A 22999-nucleotide genomic window follows, 5' to 3' on the forward strand; every position below is an offset into this window, starting at 1 on the left:
CCGCCGGCCCCTCCGGCGGGCGGCGGGGCGCTTCGGGGACCCGGCCGGCGGGGAACCGATCAGTGGCCCCGGGCGTGTTCATGGTGGGGGAGATCGCTCCGCCCCGGGGATTGCGCCGCCGATCGGCTTGATCGACGGCGTCCGGCTTGATCGAATGCTGTTGGACCGCGGCCGGTCACCACCGGCCGCTCCATGGACCGGTGCAGGATCCGGGCGTTCGCGATGTGGACGCGGTTCCCTGCGGCCATACTTCTGGCCGGGTACCAGTCCCCCGATCGGCCGGGGGGCGGGCCACCGTCAGTGACCGAGGGGGAGGTCAAGTGACATACCCGCCGAATGTGCGCCCGGCGCCCGAGCGCGCGCCGGAGCGGCAGCCGGTGCCGCCGGCCGTGCCCGTACCGCCGCAGCACAGTGCCCGGACCCTGGTGACGGAGCGGCTGCGGGCCGCGGCGACCACCGAACCGGGCCGGCTCCAGATCATCGGGGCCGTGCTGGCGCTGCTCGTCGTCGCGTTCGGGGCCGTCACGGCCTTCGAGATCAACGACCGGGCGGCGGCGGCCAATGACGTGGTGGAGCGCAGCCAGCCGCTGAGCGCCAAGGCGGCGGACATCTACCGTTCGCTGGCCGATGCCGACGCGGCGGCGGCGAGCGGCTTCCTGGCCGGTCCGCAGGAGCCGCGCGATGTCCACGACCAGTATGTGAAGGACATCGACGACGCCTCCCGGCTGCTGGTGGAGGCCGCCGCGACCACGGACTCCTCGACCCGCTCCGGTCAGGAGATCACCAAGCTCAACGAGGAACTCCCGCGCTACACCGGGCTGATCGAGCGGGCACGGGCCAACAACCGGCAGGGGCTGCCGCTGGGCGGCGCCTATCTGCGGTACGCCAACCAGAAGATGGCGAACGAGCTGCTGCCGGCCGCCGAGCGGCTGTACACGGCGGAGACCGACCGGCTCGACCAGGACTACCGCTCCGCCCGCACCTGGCCGTATCTCTCGCTGGCCGCCGGTGTCGTGGCGCTGGCCGTGCTGTTCTGGGTGCAGCGGCGCAACTACCGCAGGACGAACCGGGTGTTCAACCACGGTCTGCTGGCCGCGACCGCCGCCGCCACGGTGGTGCTGCTCTGGCTGGCGGTGGGGCACACGGTGTCCCGCTCCGATCTGGCGGAGGCCAACGCGCACGGTCAGCGGTCCCTCGATGTGCTCAACCGGGCCCGTATCGACTCGCTCAAGGCCCGCGCCAATGAGAACCTGACCGTGGTCGCGCGCGGTGCGGTGCTGACGGCGGACGGCAAGAACGACAAGTACGAGACCGACTACGGGACGGGCATGAAGGCACTGGGCGAGGAGCTGGCCCGTGCCGGGAAGCTCGCCGACGGCGACGCCCCGGGCAGCGAGCCGGTGGCCGCCGCCGTCTCGGCGGTCGGTGAGTGGCAGTCCCGCCACCGCACGGCCCGCAAGGCCGACGACGACGGCGACTACGAGGCCGCCCTGGAGCTGATCATCGGGTCGAAGGGCTCGACGGGCGAGTCCTTCAAGCAGGTGGACGACGCGCTGCACAAGGCGATCACGCACGAGCAGGCCGAGTTCACCGAGGCCGCGAAGGACGGGCGCGGGGCGCTGGGCGGGCTGCCGATCGGGGCCGCGGCGCTGGCGGTCGTGGGCGCGGTCGCGGCGATCGTCGGGATCAACCGCAGGCTCTCGGAGTTCCGGTGACAGGGGGAGCGATGACTCGGAAGGACCCGGGGGCGGACCGGCCGCGCCGGCTGCGCGGCTGGGGCGGGGTGAGCGCCATGGCGGCGGCGTGCGCGCTGACGGCGTCGCTGACCCTGCTGCCGCTCTCCCACGGCACCAAGGACGCACTGGGCGCGGAGACGTCGGGCGCGGGCACGGCGCACGCCGTCCAGGCACGGGCCGACGACTGCACGGACCCGGAGGCCAGCCTGCCGCCGTCGGGCGCCGACGGCCCGGCCATCGAGAAGATCAAGAAGCGCGGCAAGCTGATCGCCGGCGTGGACCAGAACAGTTTCCAGTGGGGCTTCCGCAACCCGGAGTCCGGTGATCTGGAGGGCTTCGACATCGATCTGGTGCGGGCACTGGCCAAGGACATCCTGGGCAGCCCGGACAAGGTGATCTTCCGGGCGATCCCGACCAACCAGCGCATCGCCGCGCTGGAGAACGACAAGGTCGACGTCGTCGTGCGGACCATGACGATCAACTGCGCCCGGCTGAAGCAGGTCTCGTTCTCCACGGCGTACTTCCAGGCCGGCCAGCAGGTCCTCGCCCCGAAGGCGGATTCGGCGATCACCGGTTTCAACTCCTCGCTGGCCGGCAAGCGGATCTGCACCGCCGAGGGGTCCACGGCCTACGAGGCGCTGGAGAAGGAGTCGTTCGGCTCGGTCTACAAGGACGAGCACGACGGCACCGCCGCCGACGAGGACCTGCTGACCGTGCCCAACCAGCTGGACTGCCTGGTGCGGCTCCAGATGGGCGAGGTCGACGCGGTCGTCACGGACAACGCCCTCGCGGCCGGACAGGCCGCGCAGGACCCGGCGGTGGAGCTGAAGGGCGACCCCTTCACCACCGAGTACTACGGCGTGGCCGCGAAGAAGGGGGCGGACGATCTGGTGGCCCGGGTCAACCAGGTGCTCGTCGACTACCGCGCGGGCGGGGCGAACAGCGCCTGGATGCGGTCCTACCGCGCCTGGCTGGAGGACGGCCTGCCCGGGATCAAGGGCCCGCCGGCGCCGAAGTACCGGTCCTAGCACGCCTCCGGAGGTCCCGCCGGGACCGCGGACCGGGGCCAGACTGTAGGAACGCGGGTACCCGGACCGCGGATGGGCAGTACGGATCCTGCCGGGCCCCGCCCGGCGGGGAGATGCGGAGAGGTGATCGATGGGCGTCGCGGGCCCCTTCCCCAGCTACGCGGCCCGGCCTCCCGGTCCGGTCATGGACCGGGACGAGGCCGACCGCGCGCTGGCCCGGCTCGGTGCGGAGCACGAGGCGATCGAGACCTCGCTCCTCGCGCTTCAGGACCACGCCGGCCGCCGGCTTCTGGAGGGTGCCGAGCTGACCGGTGTCACCCGCGAGCGGTGGGCCGGCACCGAACAGGCGATCACCCTGCTCTGGGCGTACTTCGACGCGTACACCGGCGCGCTGGACCGGGCGCGCACGATACGGGCCAGGCGGCGCCAGCCCAACCGCGAGGACCTGGTGGCCCTCACCGAACTCCTGCGCGACCAGGGCGTCACCGTGGCGCACGCCGCGGGCGCCCAGGACCCCGCGGCCGGTCCGGCCCGGCTCTCCGAGCGCTTCTCGCTGGAGGAGCTGGTCGGCCGGATGAACGAGCTGTACGCGCGCTCGCTCGACATGGTCGTCGCCTCGGACGCGGTGTGGTCGGCGATGCCCGCCCGGATAGACCTGCTCGCCGCCGAACTGCGCCGCACCCACTCGCTGGCGCATTCGGTGGGCGTCCGGCCCGGGGAGCATCCGGCGGGCGACGATCTGGACGCCATCACCGAGGAGCTGGCGACGCTGCGCAGGCAGGTGGTCTCCGATCCGCTGGCCTTCTGGCTGCCGGGGCCCGGCAGTTCGGCGCCGGGCGGCGGCCGTCCGGACACCGCGCGCTACGACTGGGCGGCCCGCGCGCTCGACGAGGTGCGCCGGGAGGTCGAGGCCGTGCTCGGGGTCCGGCAGGACGCCGAGCAGCGGCTGGTCCAGCTGCGGGACGTCCTCTCCCGGGCCGACCGCACCCTGGCGGAGGCCAGGGCGGCGCGCGGCGAGGTGCTGGCGAAGATCGCCGCCTCCGAGGTGCCGGTGGTCAACGGCCCGCCGACCGTCCTCCAGGAGCGGCTGGCCGCCGCGTCCGAGTACCGCAGGCACGCCCAGTGGCACCGGCTGTCGCCGCTGCTGGACGCGCTGGAGCGGCAGGCGGAGGAGGAACTGGAGCGGGCCCGGGAGCAGTTGACGGCGGTGACCGCGCCGCTGGCCGTGCGGGCGGAACTGCGCGGCCGGCTCGACGCGTACAAGGCGAAGGTGGCCCGGCACGGGCTGGCCGAGGATCCGGTGCTGATCGAGCGGTACGACGCGGCGCGCCGGATGCTGTGGAGCGCGCCGTGCGATCTGCGGGTCGCGGCGGGGGCGGTGCAGCGCTATCAGGACGCGGCGCTGGACCTGATGGCCGGGCGGGGGCCCTCGGGGCCCGAGGACCGGCGGGGCCCCGCGTGAGGGGCCCTGAGCCCCGGGCGCACGGGGTGCGCGGGGTGCGCGCGACGGGTAGTGACGGAGCATCGTGGCCGGTTCGGCTCCGGGGCGGACAGGGGGAATGACGATGAGTACACAGTGCCAGCGCCCCGCGTGCGAGGGCAGCTACGAGGACATGGGCGGCGGTGAGCTGTACTGCGACACCTGCGGGCTGGCGCCGGTCGTCTCGCCGAGCGGGATGATCGCCTCGCCGCCCACGGGCGTCGCGGGCGGCGGCCGGGGCAGCAACAGTTCCTCGGCGCGGAGCAGTTCGCAGGCCTCGTCGCGGTCGGCGCACTCCTCGCGCTCCTCCCGCTCCTCGACCTCGCGCCGTTCGGTGTCGGGGCGGCTGTCGCGCGCCCTGTCGGGCCGCAGCACCTCGCGTTCGGTCTCGGTGCGCTCCTCGGCCAAGTCGACGAACGCGTCGGGCCGCAACCGGCTGGGCGCCGGTCTGGTGCTCGTCCCGGACGTGCCGCGCCCCGATCCGCGGACCGCCGTGATGGAGAACCCGGAGGTGCCCGAGCGCAAGCGGTTCTGCTCGCGGTCGGACTGCGGGGCTCCGGTGGGCCGGGCCCGGGGCGAGCGGCCGGGGCGGACGGAGGGCTTCTGCACCAAGTGCGGCCACCCGTACTCCTTCGTGCCCAAGCTCCACGAGGGCGATGTGGTGCACGGGCAGTACGAGGTCGCCGGATGCCTGGCGCACGGCGGGCTCGGCTGGGTGTACCTGGCGGTGGACAAGGCGGTCTCGGACCGGTGGGTGGTCCTCAAGGGCCTGCTGGACACGGGTGACCAGGACGCGATGGCGGCGGCCATCTCCGAGCGCCGCTTCCTCGCGGAGATCGAGCACTCCAACATCGTCCGGATCTACAACTTCGTCGAGCACCTGGACCAGCGGACCGGTTCGCTCGACGGCTACATCGTCATGGAGTACGTGGGCGGCAAATCGCTCAAGGAGATCGCCAACGAGCGCCGTACGCCGGCCGGCAAGCGGGACCCGCTCCCGGTGGAGCAGGCCTGTGCGTTCGGCATCGAGGCGCTGGAGGCGCTGGGCCATCTGCACAGCCGCAACCTGCTGTACTGCGACTTCAAGGTCGACAACGCGATCCAGACCGAGGACCAGCTGAAGCTGATCGACATGGGCGCGGTGCGCCGGATGGACGACGAGGAGTCGGCCATCTACGGCACGGTGGGCTACCAGGCCCCCGAGGTCGCCGAGGTGGGCCCGTCGGTCGCCTCCGACCTGTACACGGTCGCGCGGACCCTGGCCGTCCTGACCTTCGACTTCCAGGGCTACACGAACGTGTTCGTGGACTCGCTGCCGGACCCGGACAACATCGAGGTGTTCCGCACCTACGAGTCCTTCTACCGGCTGCTGGTGCGGGCCACGGACCCGGACCCGGCGCGCCGGTTCGCCTCGGCCGTGGAGATGGCGGAGCAGCTGACCGGGGTGCTGCGCGAGGTGGTGTCGCTCCAGACGGGGCGGCCGCGCCCGGCGCTGTCGACGCTGTTCGGCGCGGAGCTGCGGGTCACCGACACGGAGCTTTTCGCCGAGCAGACCGGGGAGGTCTCGCGGCTGGGCGCCAGGGCCCCGGAGTCCGGCGGCCGGTTCGGGCGGCGCGGCCGGTCCGCGCCCGTGGCGGCACCCGCCGCGCCCGCGCAGCCGCTCGCGGCCCCGGTCCCGGGCGCGCTGCCGTCCGCCCCGCCGCCCGGTTTCACCGCCGGGGCCGGACCGGTGCCCTCCACGGCCACCCATGTGCGCGGCGGCGCCCCGGGCAACGGCGGCGCCCCGCCTCCCGTACCGCCGCAGCCCGTCATCCCGGCGCCCCGGGCGGCGGTCGCGGCCTCCGTCCCGGTGGCCGCGGGACCGGGGCCCCGGCTGGCCGGGCTGGACGTGCGCGCGACCTCGCTGGCGCTGCCGGTGCCGCGGGTCGACGCGGCCGACCCCAACGCGGGGTTCCTGGCCGGGGTGATGGCCTCGGCCCCCGCCGAACTGATCTCCGCACTGCGGGCGGTGCCCGCGGCCTCGCTGGAGACCCGGCTGCGCGAGCTGCGGGCCTGTCTGGAGATGGGTGACGTCGGCACGGCGGTGGAGACGCTGACCGCGCTGGAGACGAAGCACCCGGACGACTGGCGCGTGGTCTGGTACCGGGGCCTCACCTCCCTGGTGACCGGCGACCGGGAGAACGCGGCGCTGTCCTTCGACGCGGTGTACGACGCGTTCCCCGGGGAGCCCGCGCCCAAGCTGGCGCTGGGGATCTGCGCGGAGGTGCTGGGCCAGCTGGACAACGCCGCCGAGTACTACCGGCTGGTGTGGATGACCGATCCGAGCTTCGTCAGCGCGGCGTTCGGTCTGGCCCGGGTGCAGCTGGCCGCCGGGGACCGGCCGGGTGCGGTGCGGACGCTGGAGTCGGTGCCGGAGGCGTCGATCCACTACACGGCGGCCCGGGTGGCCGCGGTGCGGGCGAGACTGCGGGAGCGGGCCCCGGACGAGCCGCTGATGGCGGATCTGACGGCGGCCTCGGACCAGGTGTCGGGGCTGGCCGGGCTGGGACTCGACGCGGTGCGCCGGGAGCGGCTGTCGGCCGAGGTGCTGGGCACCGCCCTGGACTGGGTACTCTCCGGGAGTCCCGCGGCCCGTGCCCCGGACCCGCAGTCCGCTCCGTACGCCGGGGCGCAGGGGCCGAGGACGCTGCTCGGCAGTGAGGTGGACGAGCGCGGCCTGCGTTTCGGGCTGGAGCGTTCGTACCGGATGCTCGCCCGGCTTGCGGAGCCCGGCGACGAGAGGATCGAACTGGTGGAGCGGGCCAACCGTTTCCGCCCCCGAACGTGGGTGTGAACATGGAGCAGAACCACCAGGCGTCCGCCCTGTCGATGTGCCCCGGCTGCGCGGAGCCGCTGGAACCGGGTGACCTGTTCTGCGGTGCGTGCGGGTACGACCTCTCGGCCGTCCCCGAGCCGCCGCCGGACCGTCCGACCGTCGCCATCACCACGCCGGGCCCGGCGGCGCCCCCGGCCGCGCCGGCGAACGCGCCCGAAGGGGCGGCGGACTCGGGCGACTTCGAGCTGGCCGCGCCCGCCGCGCCGCCCGTGCCCGCCGCACCGGCCGCCCCGACGGCCGATCCGCGGACCGATCCGTCGCCCGCCCCGGCGGCCGGCGGCAAGGTCTGCGTGGCCTGCCGGGCCGGCCGGGTCGACGACGACGGCTACTGCGAGAACTGCGGCCACGCCCAGCCGCGCGAGCGCGACCACATGGAGCTGGAGCTCGGTTCGGTCGCGGCGGTCAGCGACCGGGGGCTGCGCCACCACCGCAACGAGGACTCCTTCGCGGTGTCGACCACCGCGCTGCCGGACGGCACCCCGGCCGTCGTCGCGATCGTCTGCGACGGGGTGTCGTCGGCGAGCCGCCCCGACGAGGCCTCGGCCGCCGCCGCGACCGCGGCCAACGAGTCGCTGCTGGAGGCGCTGCCGCGCGGCACACACCCGCAGCAGGCGATGCACGAGGCGATCGTCGCCGCCGCCGAGGCGGTCAACGTGCTGGCCCTGGACCCGTCCGGGGCGCCGGAGCACGAGCCGCACCGCCACCAGAACGCTCCGGCGTGCACCCTGGTCGGCGCGGTCGTGGCCAACGGGCTGCTGGTCGTGGGCTGGGTCGGCGACAGCCGGGTGTACTGGGTGCCCGCCGACCGCACCGGCCCGCCGGCCCGGCTCACCGAGGACGACTCGTGGGCCGCGCAGATGGTCGCGGCCGGGCTGATGAACGAGGCGGAGGCGTACGCGGACGAACGTGCCCACGCCATCACCGGCTGGCTCGGCGCGGACGCCTATGAACTGGAGCCGCACACCGCCTCGTTCAAACCGGACCGGCCGGGCGTGGTCGTGGTCTGCACGGACGGGCTGTGGAACTACGCGGAGGGGGCCGCCGAGATGGCCGCCGCGATGCCCGCCGAGGCGTACGAACGACCGCTGCACGGTGCTCAGGTGCTGGTGGGCCACGCGCTCGACGGCGGGGGCCACGACAACGTAACAGTGGCCCTGGTGCCGTTCGCCGTACCGGCGCAGGGGGCAGGATCCGCCTACAGCAGGGGGTGAGTCCCGTTCCGTCCGCGCCCGGCGGCAGCGCCGGCCACGCCCCCACGACGTCTTTTGTCCGTAAAACGGCCTCCACGTGACGAGTGGAGCCTCAAGGAGCCGATCAGATGGCCAACTTCTCCAAGTCGAACGTGCCGCAGTTCTCCGTCGAGGTGTACCAGAACGAGTACCTGCCCGAGGGCGGCCGCGAGGTCAACGGGATCATCACCGTCACCTCCACCGGTGGCGGCACCACGGGCGGTGTTCCGCTGACGGGCGGCGCGGCCGGGGCGGCGGTGGTGATCATGGTCGACTGCTCGGGGTCCATGGACTATCCGCCGACGAAGATGCGCAACGCCCGGGACGCGACGGCCGCGGCGATCGACACCCTGCGCGACGGCACCTCCTTCGCCGTGGTCGGCGGGACGCACGTGGCCAAGGAGGTCTACCCGGGCAACGGCCGCCTGGCGGTCGCGGACGCCACGACCCGGGCCCAGGCCAAGGAGGCGCTGCGCCGGCTCAGCGCGGGCGGCGGCACGGCGATCGGTACCTGGCTGCGGCTGGCCGACCGGCTGTTGGGCGCCGCGGACGTGGAGATCCGGCACGGGATCCTGCTGACCGACGGGCGCAACGAGCACGAGTCGCCCGAGGACCTGAAGGCCGCGCTCGACTCCTGCGCCGGCCGGTTCACCTGTGACGCGCGCGGTGTCGGCACCGACTGGGAAGTGAAAGAGGTCACAGGGATCGCCTCCGCGATGCTGGGCACCGCCGACATCGTGGCCGATCCCTCGGGACTCGCCGCGGACTTCACGCGGATGATGGAGAACGCGATGGGCAAGGAGGTCGCGGACGTGGCGCTGCGGCTCTGGACCCCGGTCGGCGTGGAGATCAAGTTCGTCAAGCAGGTCGCGCCGACGGTCGCCGAACTGACCGACCGCCGCACCGAGGCGGGGCCGCGGGCGGGCGACTACCCCACCGGTTCCTGGGGCGACGAGTCCCGCGACTACCACGTCTGCGTACGGGTCCCGGAGGCCGGCATCGGCCAGGAGATGCTGGCGGCCCGGGTCTCGCTCATCCTTCCCGACCCCGCCGGCGGAACGCCGCAGACGCTCTCGCAGGGGCTGGTACGGGCGGTGTGGACGGACGACATGGCGGCCTCGACCTCCATCAATCCGCAGGTGGCGCACTACACGGGTCAGGCGGAACTGGCACAAGTGATCCAGCAGGGTCTCGATGCCCGCAAGTCGGGAGACTTCGACGGGGCGACGGCCAAACTCGGCCGCGCGGTGCAGTTGGCATCGGCGTCCGGGAACGAGGACACTGCGAAACTGCTTTCGAAGGTGGTAGACGTCGTCGACGCGGCGACGGGTACTGTGCGACTGAAGGCGAAGGTCGCGGAAGCGGACGAGATGACCCTCGAAACGCGCTCCACCAAGACCGTTCGCGTCAAGAAGTAATCCCGCCACCGGCACCGACGAGCCGCCCGGCCGACGAGGTCCGGGCGGCTGCGCACGAAGAAAAATGACGGCCCCCGCGGCCGGACGAGGAAGGAGGGAAGCGCCGACATGCCGACCTGCCCGAACGGACACCAGTCGGGTTCCGAGGACTGGTGCGAGGTCTGCGGCCACCGCATGGCCGGACCGGGCGCGCCCGCGGGCGCGGTGCCCCCGCCGCCTCCCCCGCCGCCCGCGCCCGGCTACGGATATCCGCAGCCCCAGGGGCCCGACGCGACCCAGCAGGCCGAACTCTGCCCCCAGTGCCGCACCCCGCGCGAGGCCATGGCCCCGTTCTGCGAGGAGTGCCGCTGGAACTTCCTGACGAACACGGCCACGTCGTACACCCCGCTGGCGCCGCAGCCGGGCGCCCCGGGAGCAGGTCCGGTCCCCGGGCTCAACCTCCCGCCGGGCTTCCAGGCCCAGCAGCCTCCGGGCCCGCCGCAGCAGCGCGACCCCTTCGACTACCAGAGCTCGCGGCCCTCGCAGATGAACCGGCCGGCCGAGCCGCTCTCCTCGGGTCCCGACCGCCCCGGTCCGCAGGGTCCGGGACCGGGTCCGGGTCCGTTCCAGCCGCAGGGCCAGCAGGGGCCGCCGCCTCCGCCGCCGTTCCAGCAGCAGGGGCCGCAGGGCGGTCCGCAGGGCGCGCCGCCCGGATTCCCGCAGGGGCAGCAGCACGCCCAGCAGCAGAACTCGCCGCAGGGCTCGCCCCCGCCGCCGTTCCAGCAGCAGGCCGCGGCTCCCGCGTTCCAGCAGCAGACGGCCCCCCCGGTCTTCGAGCAGCCCGGCCCGCCGGCCCCGCCGCAGCCGCAGGCCCCGCAGGCCGGCGGTGACGACTGGCTGCTCTCGCCGCCCTCGCAGGCGCAGGGCCCGCAGCAGCCGCCGTTCCCAGGCCCGAACCAGGGGCCGCACCAGGGCCCCGGCCCGAACCAGGGCCCGCACCAGGGCGCGGGCCAGGGACCGGTGCAGCCGCCGGCCCCGCAGTCCATGAACTGGACGGCGGTCATCGCCCCGGACCGTGAGTACTTCCTGGCGATGATGCAGCGCAGCGGCCCGGAGGCCACCGGGCTGAACCTGCCGGCGTACTCCCCCGAGCAGCAGCTGCCGCTCACCGGCACCCAGGTCACCATCGGCCGCCGCCGGCACAGCACGGGCGAGTCCCCGGACATCGACCTGTCGGTGCCGCCGGAGGACCCGGGCGTCTCGCACCAGCACGCGGTGCTGGTGCAGCAGCCGGACGGCAGCTGGGCCGTGGTGGACCAGAACTCCACCAACGGCACCACGCTGAACGGTGCCGAGGACCCGATCCAGCCCTATGTCCCCGTTCCGCTCCAGGACGGCGACCAGGTGCACGTCGGGGCGTGGACGACGATCAGGATCCGCCGGGACTGACGGCGGGCACACCTGGGCGGCCGGTACGGGAGGAGAGCTCCCGTACCGGCCGCCGTGCTGTGCGGGGGATCCTCCCCGGGCCCCCGTGTCCGGCGGCGGCGTCTGCGACCATGGACGGGTGACTGAGAATCCGCGCGACACGCTGCAGGAGCTGACCTTCTACGAGCAGGTCGGCGGCGAGGAGACGTTCCGCCGCCTGGTCCACCGCTTCTACCAGGGGGTGGCCGGGGACCCGTTGCTGCGGCCGATGTATCCGGAGGAGGACCTGGGCCCGGCCGAGGAGCGGTTCGCGCTGTTCCTCATGCAGTACTGGGGCGGCCCGCGCACCTACAGCGAGCGGCGGGGCCACCCCCGGCTGCGGATGCGGCACGCTCCGTTCCGGGTGGACCGGGCCGCGCACGACGCCTGGCTGGGCCATATGCGGGTGGCGCTGGACGAGCTGGGGCTCGCCCCGGAGCACGAGCGGCAGCTGTGGGACTACCTGACCTACGCGGCCGCCTCAATGGTCAACACCGAGGGCTGAGACCGGAATCCCTCACTCAGCGTGCGGGGCGGTCACGCGTGTGCGGAATGCGGTGCTCCGCAGTCGGATATCGATCACAATCCCATCAAGGTCTACCCAGGTCCGCACGTAAGCGGTTTCCCGGACGGACCGCCGTCTGACAGCATCCGTACGACGCGCCGGGGGGCGGGTGAGTGCGCTGCGAGTGCTGACAAGGGGGCCAGGTGACGGGGTTCGTCTTTCTGCGGGTGAGGGCCCACCGGCTCCTGCTGGCAGCCGCCGTCCTGGCCGTCCTGCTCACCACCTCGGTGCTGGCGGCGCTCACCGCCTTCTCCGGCTCCATCGGTGACGCCGCGCTGCGCCACACGCTCACCCACCGCTCCGCCGCCTCCGCCACGCTGACCGTCTCGGCGCCGGTGGAGCCCGCCGAGCGGGACGCCGCCGACGCGACCGCGCGCCGCACCGCCCGCACCACCTTCGACGGGCTCCCGGTCACCGTACGGACCCTGGAGTCCACCGGCCCGTACGCGCTGCCGCGCAGCCTCCAGGACCCCGCCGCCCGCCGGGGCGACCCCGACCTCACGCACTTCGCCGCGCTGGACCGCAGCCGGATCCGGCTGGCCGGGGGCCGGCTGCCCGCGGCCGGTACCGGGAAGGCCGGGGCCCCCGTCGAGGTGGCGCTGCCCGTCGCCGCCGCCGACGCCCTCGGGCTGAAGCCCGGCGCCCGGATCGAGCTCACCGACCGGCTGAGCGGCCCGCCCGCCGAGATCCTGGTCACCGGCCTCTACAGGGCCGCCGACCAGTCCGATCCGTACTGGCAGCTCGACGATCTCGGCGGGCGCGGGGTCCGCAAGGTCGTCTTCACGACCTACGGCCCGCTGCTCACCGATCCGGCGCAGCTCGCCTCCGGCCGGCTCAGCACCGGCGAGACGTCCTGGCTGGCCACCGCCGACTTCCGTACCGTCACCACCGACCGGATGGACGCGCTGCACGACGCGGCGACCTCCGGGCCCAAGAAGCTGCTGGCCTCGCCCGAGTTCCGCACCGGGGCCACCGCGCAGACCTCTCTGCCCACCGTCCTGGAGCAGATCGACCGCTCGCTGCTGGTCTCCCGTTCGACGCTGACGATCGTGGCGGTGCAGCTGGTCCTGCTCGCCGGTTACGCGCTGCTGCTGGTGGCCCGGCTGCTCAGCAGCGAGCGCGGCGGCGAGACCGAACTCCTGCGGGCGCGCGGCGGATCGCGGGCCCGGATCACCTCGCTGGCGGCGATCGAGGCACTGCTGCTCGCGCTGCCGGCCGCTGTCGTCGCCCCGCTGCTCTCCGGCCCGCTGACCCGGCTCCTCGCGGACCGCAGCGACCTCTCCCGGATCGGGCTGCGGCTGGACTCCGGGGTCACCGGCCAGGTGTGGCTGACCGCCGCCGTCACCGCGCTCGCCTGCGCGCTGGCCGTGGTCGCCCCGGCCCTCGCGGCCAGCGCCGGGACCCGCCGCTCCACCCGCGCCGCCGCGCTGCCCGGACCGGTGCGGGCCGGCGCGGACGTGGCCCTGCTGCTGATCGCGGCCGTGGCGTACTGGCAGCTGGACCGGCAGACCAAGGGGTCGGGCGGCGGCGCGCTGAGCGGCGACCGCGAGGGCAACCTCGGCGTCGATCCGCTGCTGGTGGCGGCGCCCGCCCTGGCCCTGCTCGCCGGGACCGTGCTGACACTGCGGCTGCTGCCGCCGGCCGCGAAGCTCGCCGAACGCCGCGCCGCGGGCGGCCGGGGCCTGGCCACGGCACTGGCCGGCTGGCAGTTCAGCCGCCGCCCGCTGCGCGGAGCCGGTCCGGTGCTGCTGCTGGTCCTCGCGGTGGCCATGGGCATGCTGGCGATCGGCCAGAGCGCCTCGTGGAACCGTTCGCAGAGCGACCAGGCGGACTTCCGGGCCGGTGCCTCGGTCCGGATGACCGGAGCGGTGAGCGGGGACCCGGCGAAGGCCGGGGCGTACGGCTCGCTGCCCGGTGTCCGGGACGCGGCGCCCGCCTTCCGCACCACGGTGGACCTGTCCGGCGAGCGCACCGCCGAGGTCCTCGCCCTGGACACCGCGCACGCCGACGAGCACCTCATGATGCGCGGCGACCTGGCCAACGGCACGGTGGACGGGCTCTTCGGCACCCTGACCCCGCCGAAGGCCGCCCGCACCGGGCTGGTCCTGCCGAAGGACAGCACCCGCCTCCTCTTCGACGTACGGATATCCGCCGACGATGCCCCCGGGAAGGCCTCGCCGTCCGGGATGACGCCCGTTCTCTCGGTCTCCCTGGAGGACCGCTACGGGCTGCCCTACCGCATCGCGGTCGGGTCCGTCCCGGTGGACGGGAAGGCGCACCCGGTCTCCCTCGCCGTGGCCCCGGCCGGCGGCTTCGCCGTCACCGGGATCGAACTGAGCGACAAGCAGCCGGTGGCCCGCCCGGAGTCGCACCGGCTGACCGTGAGCGCGCTGCGTACCACCGCGGCCGACGGCACCGAGCACCCGGTCCCGGTCCCGGACGGCTTCCGCTGGCAGGGCGCGGTGACCGCGGACTCCTTCGGCGACGTGAAGCCGGGAGCCGCGATCGTCCCGACCGCCTCGGCCGACGCCCCGCTCGCCGTCACCTACTCCACCGGATCGGTCGGTGCCGAAGAGGCGGTGTACTCGGTGCCCGTGCTCGGGGTGCGGCTCACCGCGGCCCGGCCCAAGGCACCGGCCCTCAACGCCGTGGCCACGACCGCCTATCTGAAGGCGACCGGGGCGAAGGCCGGCCAGGAGATCGATGTGACCCTGGCCGGCGAGACGGTCCGGGTGACGCTCACCCGTGTCGTGGACCGGCTGCCCACCACCGGTCCCGGCTCGGGCTCCTCCGCGGCCTCGGCCGAGTCCCAGCGGGCCAGGGACGGCGGGGCGCTCCTGCTGGACCTGCGCTCCCTCGGCCGGGCCTTCGCCGACCGCCCGACCGCCCGGCTGACCGCCACCGAGTGGTGGCTGAGCACCGAGCCCGGCCGGACGGCGGAGGTGGCCGCCGCGCTGCGCAAACTGCCCGACACCGACCCCGCCCAGGTCCTGGTGCGCGACGAGATCGCCGACGACCTGGTCAGCGACCCGCTGGGGGCCGGGCCGCAGTCCGCGCTCCTCGCGGTCGCGGTGATCGCCGCCGCCCTGGCCGCGGTCGGCTTCGCGGTGGCCGCGGTCGGCTCGCAGCGGGAGCGGTCCGCCGAGTTCGCCGTGCTGCGGGCGCTGGGGACGCCGCGCCGCCAGCTGGCCCGGATGACCGCCGCCGAACAGGGCGTGCTCATCGCGATCGCGCTGCTGGTCGGGGCGCTGCTCGGGGCCCTGCTGACCCGGGCGGTCGTGCCGTTGATCGTGCTGACCGGGCAGGCCGCCCAGCCGGTGCCGCCGGTGCTGGTGCAGCTGCCGGCCGGACAGGTCGCGGCGCTGCTGGCCGGGGTCGCCGTCGCACCGCTGCTCATCGTCGCGGCCCTGGCACTGCGCCGCCCCGACCCCGCGATATCGCTGCGCACCCAGGGGGACAACTGACATGAGCGCCCGACCGAGACTCCCCCGCGCCGCGACCGCCTGCGCCCCCTGGGTCCGCACCCGGCTGCGCACGGCTCCCGGAACCGCCTGCGCGTTCGCCCTGCTGGTGCTGGTGACCGCGTTCCTCGCCGCCGCCTTCCCCCGGTCCGTCGACGCCTACGAGACCAAGGGGCTCCGCCACGACCTGGGCGCCGTCACCCCGGCGCGCAGCGTGCTGGAGGTGAGCGCCCCCCAGCCCGGACTGGAGCTGCGCCCGGAGTCCCGCGAGGCCGCGGTGCGCCAGGACACGCTGGCCACCGTCCACGGCGAGATCCTGAAGCGGCTGCCCGATCCGGTGCGCGCCGACACCGCCGAGTCGGCGTACGGGATGCGCACCTCGACGCCGATCGGGGCGCACGAGCCGTGGTTCCCTCGTCCGTACGGTCTGGACCCGGAGCTGACGTACGTCACCCAGTCCGGTCTCTCCGACCACGCCACCCTGCGCACCGGCACCTGGCCGGCCGTGCACGGCCGGGTGACCCTGGAGAGCCGGGAGGTCGAGGCGGCCGTCACCGAGGCGACCGCGAAGGCGCTGCGGATCAAGGCCGGCGCGACGATCGCCGTCCCCACCCGGGGCGACGACATCCTGACCGTACGGATCACCGGCATCGTCGCCCCCAAGAACCCCGGGGGTTCCTACTGGTCGGCCGAACCGCTGCTGCGGACGCCCTCGCTGGTGGCCAAGCCCACCAAGGAGACGCCGCGCTACTACTGGATCGCCGCGCTGCTGCTCCCGCCGGACGCCGGACCCGCCCTGCTCTCCACCACCGGGCAGCCCGAGGTGTACTGGCGGATCGCGCCCGACGGCTCACGGCTGACCGCGCTGGACGTGCCGGAGTTGCGGACCTCCGTGGCCTCGCTGGAGGGCGGCCCCGGGCTGCTGGCCGTGCGTGACGTGGCCGGTTCCACGGCGACCGTGGCGACGGACCTGGACGAGGTCCTGACCGCGTACGACGGGATGCGGTCCGCGATCCAGCCGGTCGTCACCGTCGCCGCCGTCGGCATCGGCGCGGTGGCCGTCGTGGTGCTGCTGATGACGGGCGGGCTGCTGGCGAGCCGCCGGCACTCCGAACTCGCCCTGCTGCGGGCCCGCGGCGGCTCGCTGAAGGGCATCGGCGGCCGGCTCCTCGCGGAGACCGCCGTCACCGCCGTGCCCGCCGGGGCGCTCGGGCTGCTCCTCGCCGTGGTCACCGTCGGCGAGGCCCGGCTGTGGCCGGCGGCGATCGGCGCCGGGGCGGTCGTCGTCCTCGTCTGCGCCGCGCTCCCGCTGCGCACGGCCCTGCTGCACCGCACCCCGCAGACCCATGTCGACCGGGACGATCTGGCGACCGCCCGCCCGTCCCGCCGGCGCACCGTCGCCGAACTGACCCTCATGGTCCTGGCCGTCGGCGCCGTCGCCGCGCTGCGCCGCCGCGGCACCGGCGCCGAGGGCGGCACCGATCTGCTGGTCAGCGCCGCACCGGTGCTGGTCGGGCTAATCGCCGCGGTGGTGCTGGTCCGGCTCTACCCGCTGCCGCTGCGGCTGGCCCTGCGGTCGGTGTCCCGGCTGCGCGGGGCGGTCGGCTTCCTGGCGCTGGCCCGCGCCGGACGCACCTCGGCCACCGGCACCCTGCCGCTGCTCGCCCTGCTGGTCGCGCTGACCACGGCGGCCTTCGGCGGTTCGGTCCTGGCGGGGGTCGCGGACGCCCGCGACTCGGCCGCGGTCCGGGCCACCGGCGCGGACGCCCGGGTCAGCGGCGAGGCCGACTCCGTCCCGCTGTCGGACGGGCTGATCCGGGCGGTGGAGAAGACCGCCGGGGTGCGGGGCGTCGCCCGGATCCAGGTGGAGTACGGGGTGGCGCTGCCGCCCGCGGAGAACGGCATCGAGGACGCCAAGGGCACCACCCTGATCGGCGTCGACCCGGAGACGTACGCCGCGCTGGCCCGCTCCACCGGGCTCGGCTCCTTCTCCGCCGGCCGGCTGAAGGGGAAGGGCCCGGCGGTGCCCGAGGGGACGCTGCCGCCCAAGGACCGGATCGTGCCGGCCCTGGTCTCGCCGTCCGTCGCCGAACGCCTCGGCGAGAAGCCGCGCGACCTCCAGTCGCTGGCCGGGGACTTCAGGGTGGAGGTCGCCGGCACGGTGACGCGGACGCCCGCCGTCGACGGCAGCTCCTTCATCGTCGTGGACTCGGCCCAGCTCACCCACCGGAAGACCACGACCCTGCTGCTGACCGGCTCCGCGCTGGACGCCAAGGCGCTGCGCGCGGCGGCCCGGGACTCGGGCCAGACCTTCGCCGTACAGCTGCGCGCCGAGGAACGCGCCACCTACGTCGACACCCCGATGCAGTCCGGCGCGGAGCGGATCTACCTGGCGGCGATCGTCGCCGGTGCCGGGTACGCCCTGCTCGCCGTCCTGCTCTCGCTGCTCCAGACCGCGCCGGAGCGCACCACGCTGCTCGCCCGGCTGCGGACCATGGGGCTGACCTCCCGCCAGGGCGGCCGGCTGCTGGGCTTCGAGGCCCTGCCGCAGGCGCTGCTGGCGGCCGGCGGCGGGCTCCTCGTCGGCTGGGCGACCATCGCCCTGCTGGCCCCGGGCATCGACCTGGTGCGCCTGGCCCTCTCGTCCGGGCCCGGCGCGGGCCTGCTCGACACCGCACCGCTGCGTACCGATCCGTGGTCGCTGGTCCTCCCGGCGCTCGGCGTCATCGTCCTGACCGGGGCGGTGGCGGGCGTGCAGGCCTGGTGGGCCGGGCGCCGCGGATCGATCACCGAACTCAGGGCAGGAGACTCCCGATGACGACTCCGTCGACCGATTCCACGCTCGCCGAGCTCGAACAGCGGGCGACCGCCCGCCGCGACCGGCCCTCCTACGGGCACGACGCGCTGATCGCCTGCGACCGGCTGGTCCGCATCTTCACCACGGACGGGGTGGAGGTGCAGGCCCTCCAGGGGCTGGACCTGCTGGTCGCCGAGGGCGAGCTGCTGGCGCTGGTCGGCGCGTCCGGCAGCGGCAAGTCGACCCTGATGAACATCCTGGCCGGTCTCGACGAGCCGACCGCCGGGGCGGCGAAGGTCGCGGGCTGCGATCTGCTGTCCATGGGGCAGAAGGAACGGCTGCGCTACCGCCGGGACATCGTCGGCTTCGTCTGGCAGCAGACCGCCCGCAACCTCCTGCCGTACCTGACGGCGGTCCAGAACGTCACCCTGCCGATGCAGTTGCGCGGCCGGGGCCGCACCCGCGAGCGCACCGCGCGCGCCGAGTCGCTGCTGAAGATGCTGGAGGTCGAGGACTGCCGGGACAAGCGCCCGCAGCAGATGTCGGGCGGTCAGCAGCAGCGGGTGGCGATCGCCGTCTCACTGGCCAACTCCCCCTCGGTGCTCCTCGCGGACGAGCCGACCGGTGAGCTGGACTCGGCCACCGGCGAGCAGGTCTTCGCCGCGTTCCGCCGGGCCAACGAGGAGCTTGGCACGACGATCGTGATCGTCACCCACGACCAGGCGGTCGCCAACGAGGTCCGCCGTACGGTCGCCATCCGGGACGGCCGTACGTCGTTCGAGGTGCTGCGGCGTACCGAGGTGGACGCGGCGACCGGCCAGGAGTCCCAGGTGGCGCGCGAGTACGCGATGCTCGACCGGGCCGGCCGGCTCCAGCTGCCCGCGGACTACACGGAGGCGCTGGGCATGGAGCACCGGGTGATGCTGGAGCTGGAGCAGGACCACATCGGCGTGTGGCCGGACGGCCCCAAGCCGGAATGACCACCTCCGGACCGGCTCCGGACCCGGTCCGGGCCGGCTCGGGGTCGTCTCCGGACCGGCTCCGTACCGGCTATAGGATCCGCGCATGACGACGTCCGAACGCGAGATCACCGAGCCGGTCGACCTCTGTCTGCCCGACGGGCGGCTGAACCCGGACGCCGTCGGCTGGTCCCGGCGGCCGCTGCACCGGACCCGGCTGCCCGGCTGGGGCCGCACCAAGCGGTGGGAGTACTGGTGCGTGACGACGCCCACCCATCTGGTGGCGCTGACCGTCAGCGATCTCGACTTCCTGGCCCTGAACACGGTCTATCTGCTGGAGTACGCGCCGGGCGGGCTGGAGACGGAACGCTCCGCCATCGTCCCCGGCGGCTTCGGCGTCCACCTGCCCGACGCGGTGGCGGGCGCGCCCGGTGTTCCGCCCGTGGTGGTGGGCCCGGAGCGGCCGTCCTCGGGCAAGGTCCGGATCGAGATCCGCGACGAGCCCGGCGGCACCCGCCTCAGGGCCCGCTGTCTCACCCCGGAACGCGTACCGCTGGAGGTCGATCTCCTGGTCGCCCGGCCGACGGGGCACGAATCGCTCTCCGTCGTGGTGCCGTGGAACGACCGGCGCTTCCAGTACACCTCCAAGCAGACCGCGCTCCCCGCCTCCGGCCGGGTCCGCGTCGGTGACGCCTTCCTGGACTTCGACGGGGACGACACCTGGGCGGTCCTGGACCACGGCCGCGGCCGCTGGCCGCGCACCGTCGACTGGAACTGGGGCGCCGCCTCCGGCCGCACCGGGGGCCGCACGGTGGGCCTCCAGTTCGGCGGCCGCTGGACCCGGGGCACCGGCTCCACGGAGAACGGCCTGTGCGTGGACGGCCGGCTCAGCAAGATCGGCGAGGAGCTGGAGTGGCGCTGGTCGGCGACCGACCCGCTCGCCCCCTGGACCGTCCGTACGCCGTCGTCCGACCAGGTCGACCTGACGTTCACCCCGTTCCACAACCGCAGCACCCGTACGGACGCGGGACTGATCGCCAACCGCACGGACCAGTGCTTCGGCCACTACGACGGGCGCGTCCGCACCGACGAGGGCGAGGAGATCCCGGTGGAGGGTCTGCTGGGCTGGGCCGAGGACGTCCATATGCGCTGGTAGCGCTCGGGGCGTGTACGGGCAGCCGTCAGCCGCCGACCGAGACGGCGAGGCCCCCGAGCCCGCCGCCCGCACCGGCACGCCGGACGGCGATCGAGCCGAAGGGGGTGCGCAGCCGCAGCCAGGTCCCGGCCGTGAGCAGGGCGACGGAGAAGTCCGGGGCTGCGCGCAGGAAGCCGAGCGCCTGGGCGGCGTGGACGGCACGCAGCGGCAGCTCGGTGTCCCCGACGGTGCGCGACCAGATCTCGCGTCCGATGAGGTCCCGCTCCGCGCGCGTGCGCCGTTCCTCGGGCAGGGCCTCGTCGCGGCGGCGGAACTCGGTCACGGCGGCGGTCAGCGCGGCGCGGAGGTCGAGGGGGCCGGGCAGGGTGCCGGGCGGCGCCTCGTGCCAGCCGCCGCGCGGAGGCAGCACCCCGGTCCAGGGCGGCCCGGTCACCGGCGCGGGCAGCCCGCCCGTACCGGCGGAGGGGCCTTCGGTGTCCAGCGATTCGAGCAGTTCGCCGGCCGACACCGTGACATCGAGGTCATGGCTGCCGTCCAGCCGTACCGCGCGGACCGCGAGCACCTCGAACGACGGCGGCCGGCCGAACACGGCCAGCGCGCCGCCGGACGCCTGGAGCCGTACGGCCGCGCCCCGGTCGTAGTGGAGCAGCCGGCCGAGGAAGGCCGCGAGATCCGCGGCCTCCCTCGGGTCGGCGAACAGCAGGGACTGCACGGGTGCGGTCATGCCGCCGCGGGCTCCTCGGCCAGGTACTCCTGGAGGAAGAGCCGCTCCTCGGCGGTGATCCGCCGGGGCCGCTCCGCGGCCAGGTCGTACGGGACGACGATCGTCGACGCACGGACGTAGACCTGCTCGGGGTCCTTGATCTCGTACGCGATCGTGAGCGACGCGGCACCGATCTTCGTGACCCAGGACTCGACGGTCACCGGCGCGTGCCGGTGGACCAGCGGGCGCACGTAGTCGATCTCGTGCCGGGCCACGACGGAACCGCCCGCGAAGGACGGCGAGCCGTCCCCCGGCGCCAGCCGGAACATGAAGTCGATGCGCGCCTCCTCCAGATAGCGGAGGAAGACCACGTTGTTCACGTGGCCGAAGGCATCCATGTCCGACCAGCGCAGCGGGCAGCTGTAGAGATGACGAGCCAAGACGATCAGCCTCGCGTGAGCTTCTTGTACGTGGCGCGGTGCGGACGGGCCGCGTCCGCGCCGAGCCGCTCGACCTTGTTCTTCTCGTACGACTCGAAGTTGCCCTCGAACCAGTACCACTTGGAGTCGCCCTCGTACGCCAGGATGTGCGTGGCGACGCGGTCCAGGAACCAGCGGTCGTGGGAGATGACCACGGCCGCGCCCGGGAACTCCAGCAGGGCGTTCTCCAGCGAGGAGAGGGTCTCGACGTCCAGGTCGTTGGTGGGCTCGTCGAGGAGCAGCAGGTTGCCGCCCTCCTTGAGCGTCAGCGCCAGGTTGAGGCGGTTGCGCTCACCGCCGGAGAGCACCCCGGCCGGCTTCTGCTGGTCCGGGCCCTTGAAGCCGAACGCGGACACATAGGCACGGGACGGCATCTCGACCTGGCCGACGTTGATGTAGTCCAGCTCGTCCGAGACGACGGCCCAGAGGGTCTTCTTCGGGTCGATGTTGGCGCGGGACTGGTCGACGTAGGAGATCTTGACCGTCTCACCGATCTTGATCGATCCGGAGTCGGGGGTCTCCAGGCCCTGGATCATCTTGAACAGCGTGGTCTTGCCCGCGCCGTTCGGACCGATGACGCCGACGATGCCGTTGCGCGGCAGCGTGAACGACAGGTCGTCGATGAGGACCTTGTCGCCGAAGGCCTTCGAGAGGTGCTCGACCTCGACGACGATGGAACCGAGGCGCGGCCCCGGCGGGATCTGGATCTCCTCGAAGTCCAGCTTCCGCATCTTGTCGGCCTCGGCCGCCATCTCCTCGTACCGGGCGAGACGGGCCTTGGACTTGGTCTGGCGGCCCTTGGCGTTGGACCGCACCCACTCCAGCTCTTCCTTGAGCCGCTTGGCGCGCTTCTCGTCCTTGCGGCCCTCGACCTTGAGGCGGGCGGCCTTCTTGTCGAGGTAGGTGGAGTAGTTGCCCTCGTACGGGTGCGCGCGGCCGCGGTCCAGTTCGAGGATCCACTCGGCGACGTTGTTCAGGAAGTAGCGGTCGTGGGTGACCGCGACGACGGCGCCGGCGTACTTGGAGAGGTGCTGCTCCAGCCAGTTGACCGACTCGGCGTCGAGGTGGTTGGTGGGCTCGTCGAGCAGCAGCAGGTCGGGGGCCTCGATGAGGAGCTTGCAGAGCGCGACGCGGCGCTTCTCACCACCGGACAGGTTGACGACCGGCCAGTCGCCGGGCGGGCAGCCCAGGGCGTCCATGGCCTGCTCCAGCTGGGCGTCCAGATCCCACGCGTTGGCGTGGTCCAGGTCCTCCTGGAGCTTGCCCATCTCCTCCATCAGCGCGTCCGAGTAGTCGGTCGCCATCAGCTCGGCGACCTCGTTGAACCGCTTGAGCTTGCCCATGATCTCGGCGGCCCCGTCCTGGACGTTCTCCAGGACGGTCTTGGTCTCGTCGAGCTCCGGCTCCTGCATGAGGATGCCGACGGTGAACCCGGGCGACAGGAACGCGTCACCGTTGGACGGCTGCTCCAGCCCCGCCATGATCTTCAGCACCGTGGACTTACCGGCGCCGTTGGGACCCACGACACCGATCTTCGCGCCGGGCAGGAAGTTCAGGGTGACGTCATCGAGGATCACCTTGTCGCCGTGCGCCTTGCGCGTCTTGCGCATGGTGTAGATGTACTCAGCCAAGAGAAACCGTCCGGCTATCGATGTGTGGGCAGATAC

The 22999-nt window shown here is 73.9% G+C and carries 15 protein-coding genes; 12 read left to right on the plus strand and 3 right to left on the minus strand.

Annotation, left to right across the window (positions count from 1 at the left end):
* The first annotated feature begins 320 nt into the window (after positions 1-320).
* The 12 genes from ACFVDM_RS37900 (at position 321) to ACFVDM_RS37955 (ending at position 20150) form a co-directional block, all read left to right on the plus strand.
* Positions 321-1715, plus strand: coding sequence for a hypothetical protein (locus tag ACFVDM_RS37900; protein ID WP_383651265.1), 1395 nt, complete (start codon positions 321-323; stop codon positions 1713-1715).
* An 11-nt stretch (positions 1716-1726) separates the two neighbouring features.
* Positions 1727-2764, plus strand: a complete 1038-nt coding sequence (locus ACFVDM_RS37905; protein WP_383651267.1) for a glutamate ABC transporter substrate-binding protein — start codon at positions 1727-1729, stop codon at positions 2762-2764.
* A 130-nt stretch (positions 2765-2894) separates the two neighbouring features.
* Positions 2895-4226, plus strand: a complete 1332-nt coding sequence (locus ACFVDM_RS37910; RefSeq protein WP_383651270.1) for a hypothetical protein — start codon at positions 2895-2897, stop codon at positions 4224-4226.
* Between the two features lie 103 nt (positions 4227-4329).
* On the plus strand, positions 4330-7077 hold the full coding sequence (locus tag ACFVDM_RS37915) for a tetratricopeptide repeat protein (RefSeq protein ID WP_383651271.1): 2748 nt from the start codon (positions 4330-4332) through the stop codon (positions 7075-7077).
* Positions 7074-8330, plus strand: coding sequence for a PP2C family protein-serine/threonine phosphatase (locus ACFVDM_RS37920; protein WP_383651273.1), 1257 nt, complete (start codon positions 7074-7076; stop codon positions 8328-8330). The genes ACFVDM_RS37915 and ACFVDM_RS37920 overlap by 4 nt, the downstream gene beginning before the upstream one ends.
* 107 nt (positions 8331-8437) lie before the next feature.
* Entirely contained in the window at positions 8438-9766 is a 1329-nt protein-coding gene (locus tag ACFVDM_RS37925; RefSeq protein WP_383651276.1) for a VWA domain-containing protein, read from the plus strand.
* A 108-nt stretch (positions 9767-9874) separates the two neighbouring features.
* Positions 9875-11194: an FHA domain-containing protein gene (locus ACFVDM_RS37930; protein WP_383651279.1), complete on the plus strand. Its 1320-nt coding sequence runs from the start codon at positions 9875-9877 to the stop codon at positions 11192-11194.
* Positions 11195-11312: 118 nt separating this feature from the next.
* Positions 11313-11717 carry a globin gene (locus tag ACFVDM_RS37935; RefSeq protein WP_383651281.1) on the plus strand — a complete coding sequence of 135 codons (405 nt, stop codon included), beginning with the start codon at positions 11313-11315 and terminating at the stop codon, positions 11715-11717.
* A gap of 203 nt (positions 11718-11920) precedes the next feature.
* Entirely contained in the window at positions 11921-15241 is a 3321-nt protein-coding gene (locus ACFVDM_RS37940) for an FtsX-like permease family protein (RefSeq protein WP_383651284.1), read from the plus strand.
* 1 nt (position 15242) lies between these two features.
* Positions 15243-18056 (plus strand): ABC transporter permease, encoded by a 2814-nt coding sequence (locus tag ACFVDM_RS37945; RefSeq protein WP_383651286.1) that lies wholly within the window; start codon positions 15243-15245, stop codon positions 18054-18056.
* A complete protein-coding gene (locus tag ACFVDM_RS37950; protein ID WP_383651290.1) occupies positions 18053-19015 on the plus strand; it encodes an ABC transporter ATP-binding protein in 963 nt (320 codons plus the stop codon). The genes ACFVDM_RS37945 and ACFVDM_RS37950 overlap by 4 nt, the downstream gene beginning before the upstream one ends.
* Before the next feature lie 85 nt (positions 19016-19100).
* Positions 19101-20150 carry a DUF2804 domain-containing protein gene (locus tag ACFVDM_RS37955; RefSeq protein ID WP_383651293.1) on the plus strand — a complete coding sequence of 350 codons (1050 nt, stop codon included), beginning with the start codon at positions 19101-19103 and terminating at the stop codon, positions 20148-20150.
* A gap of 25 nt (positions 20151-20175) precedes the next feature.
* Here the strand turns inward: ACFVDM_RS37955 and ACFVDM_RS37960 are convergent, their stop codons facing one another.
* Genes ACFVDM_RS37960 through ettA form a run of 3 tightly spaced genes read right to left on the minus strand, consistent with a single transcriptional unit; the run spans position 20176 to position 22963 of the window.
* Positions 20176-20874: a hypothetical protein gene (locus tag ACFVDM_RS37960; RefSeq protein WP_383651296.1), complete on the minus strand. Its 699-nt coding sequence runs from the start codon at positions 20872-20874 to the stop codon at positions 20176-20178.
* Positions 20871-21293 (minus strand): acyl-CoA thioesterase, encoded by a 423-nt coding sequence (locus ACFVDM_RS37965; protein WP_383651301.1) that lies wholly within the window; start codon positions 21291-21293, stop codon positions 20871-20873. The genes ACFVDM_RS37960 and ACFVDM_RS37965 overlap by 4 nt, the downstream gene beginning before the upstream one ends.
* A gap of 5 nt (positions 21294-21298) precedes the next feature.
* Positions 21299-22963 carry an energy-dependent translational throttle protein EttA gene (ettA, locus tag ACFVDM_RS37970; protein ID WP_383651304.1) on the minus strand — a complete coding sequence of 555 codons (1665 nt, stop codon included), beginning with the start codon at positions 22961-22963 and terminating at the stop codon, positions 21299-21301.
* Positions 22964-22999: the final 36 nt, after the last annotated feature.

The sequence above is a fragment of the Streptomyces sp. NPDC057682 genome, assembly GCF_042799575.1.
Classification (GTDB): domain Bacteria; phylum Actinomycetota; class Actinomycetes; order Streptomycetales; family Streptomycetaceae; genus Streptomyces.

What these genes read in the sequence shown, in the direction of transcription:
- ACFVDM_RS37905 (WP_383651267.1), top strand. Translation starts at nt 1,727, where the DNA reads ATGACTCGGAAGGACCCGGGGGCGGACCGGCCGCGCCGGCTGCGCGGC.
- ACFVDM_RS37910 (WP_383651270.1), top strand. Translation starts at nt 2,895, where the DNA reads ATGGGCGTCGCGGGCCCCTTCCCCAGCTACGCGGCCCGGCCTCCCGGT.
- ACFVDM_RS37915 (WP_383651271.1), top strand. Translation starts at nt 4,330, where the DNA reads ATGAGTACACAGTGCCAGCGCCCCGCGTGCGAGGGCAGCTACGAGGAC.
- ACFVDM_RS37925 (WP_383651276.1), top strand. Translation starts at nt 8,438, where the DNA reads ATGGCCAACTTCTCCAAGTCGAACGTGCCGCAGTTCTCCGTCGAGGTG.
- ACFVDM_RS37930 (WP_383651279.1), top strand. Translation starts at nt 9,875, where the DNA reads ATGCCGACCTGCCCGAACGGACACCAGTCGGGTTCCGAGGACTGGTGC.
- ACFVDM_RS37945 (WP_383651286.1), top strand. Translation starts at nt 15,243, where the DNA reads ATGAGCGCCCGACCGAGACTCCCCCGCGCCGCGACCGCCTGCGCCCCC.
- ACFVDM_RS37950 (WP_383651290.1), top strand. Translation starts at nt 18,053, where the DNA reads ATGACGACTCCGTCGACCGATTCCACGCTCGCCGAGCTCGAACAGCGG.
- ACFVDM_RS37955 (WP_383651293.1), top strand. Translation starts at nt 19,101, where the DNA reads ATGACGACGTCCGAACGCGAGATCACCGAGCCGGTCGACCTCTGTCTG.
- ACFVDM_RS37960 (WP_383651296.1), bottom strand. Translation starts at nt 20,874, where the DNA reads ATGACCGCACCCGTGCAGTCCCTGCTGTTCGCCGACCCGAGGGAGGCC.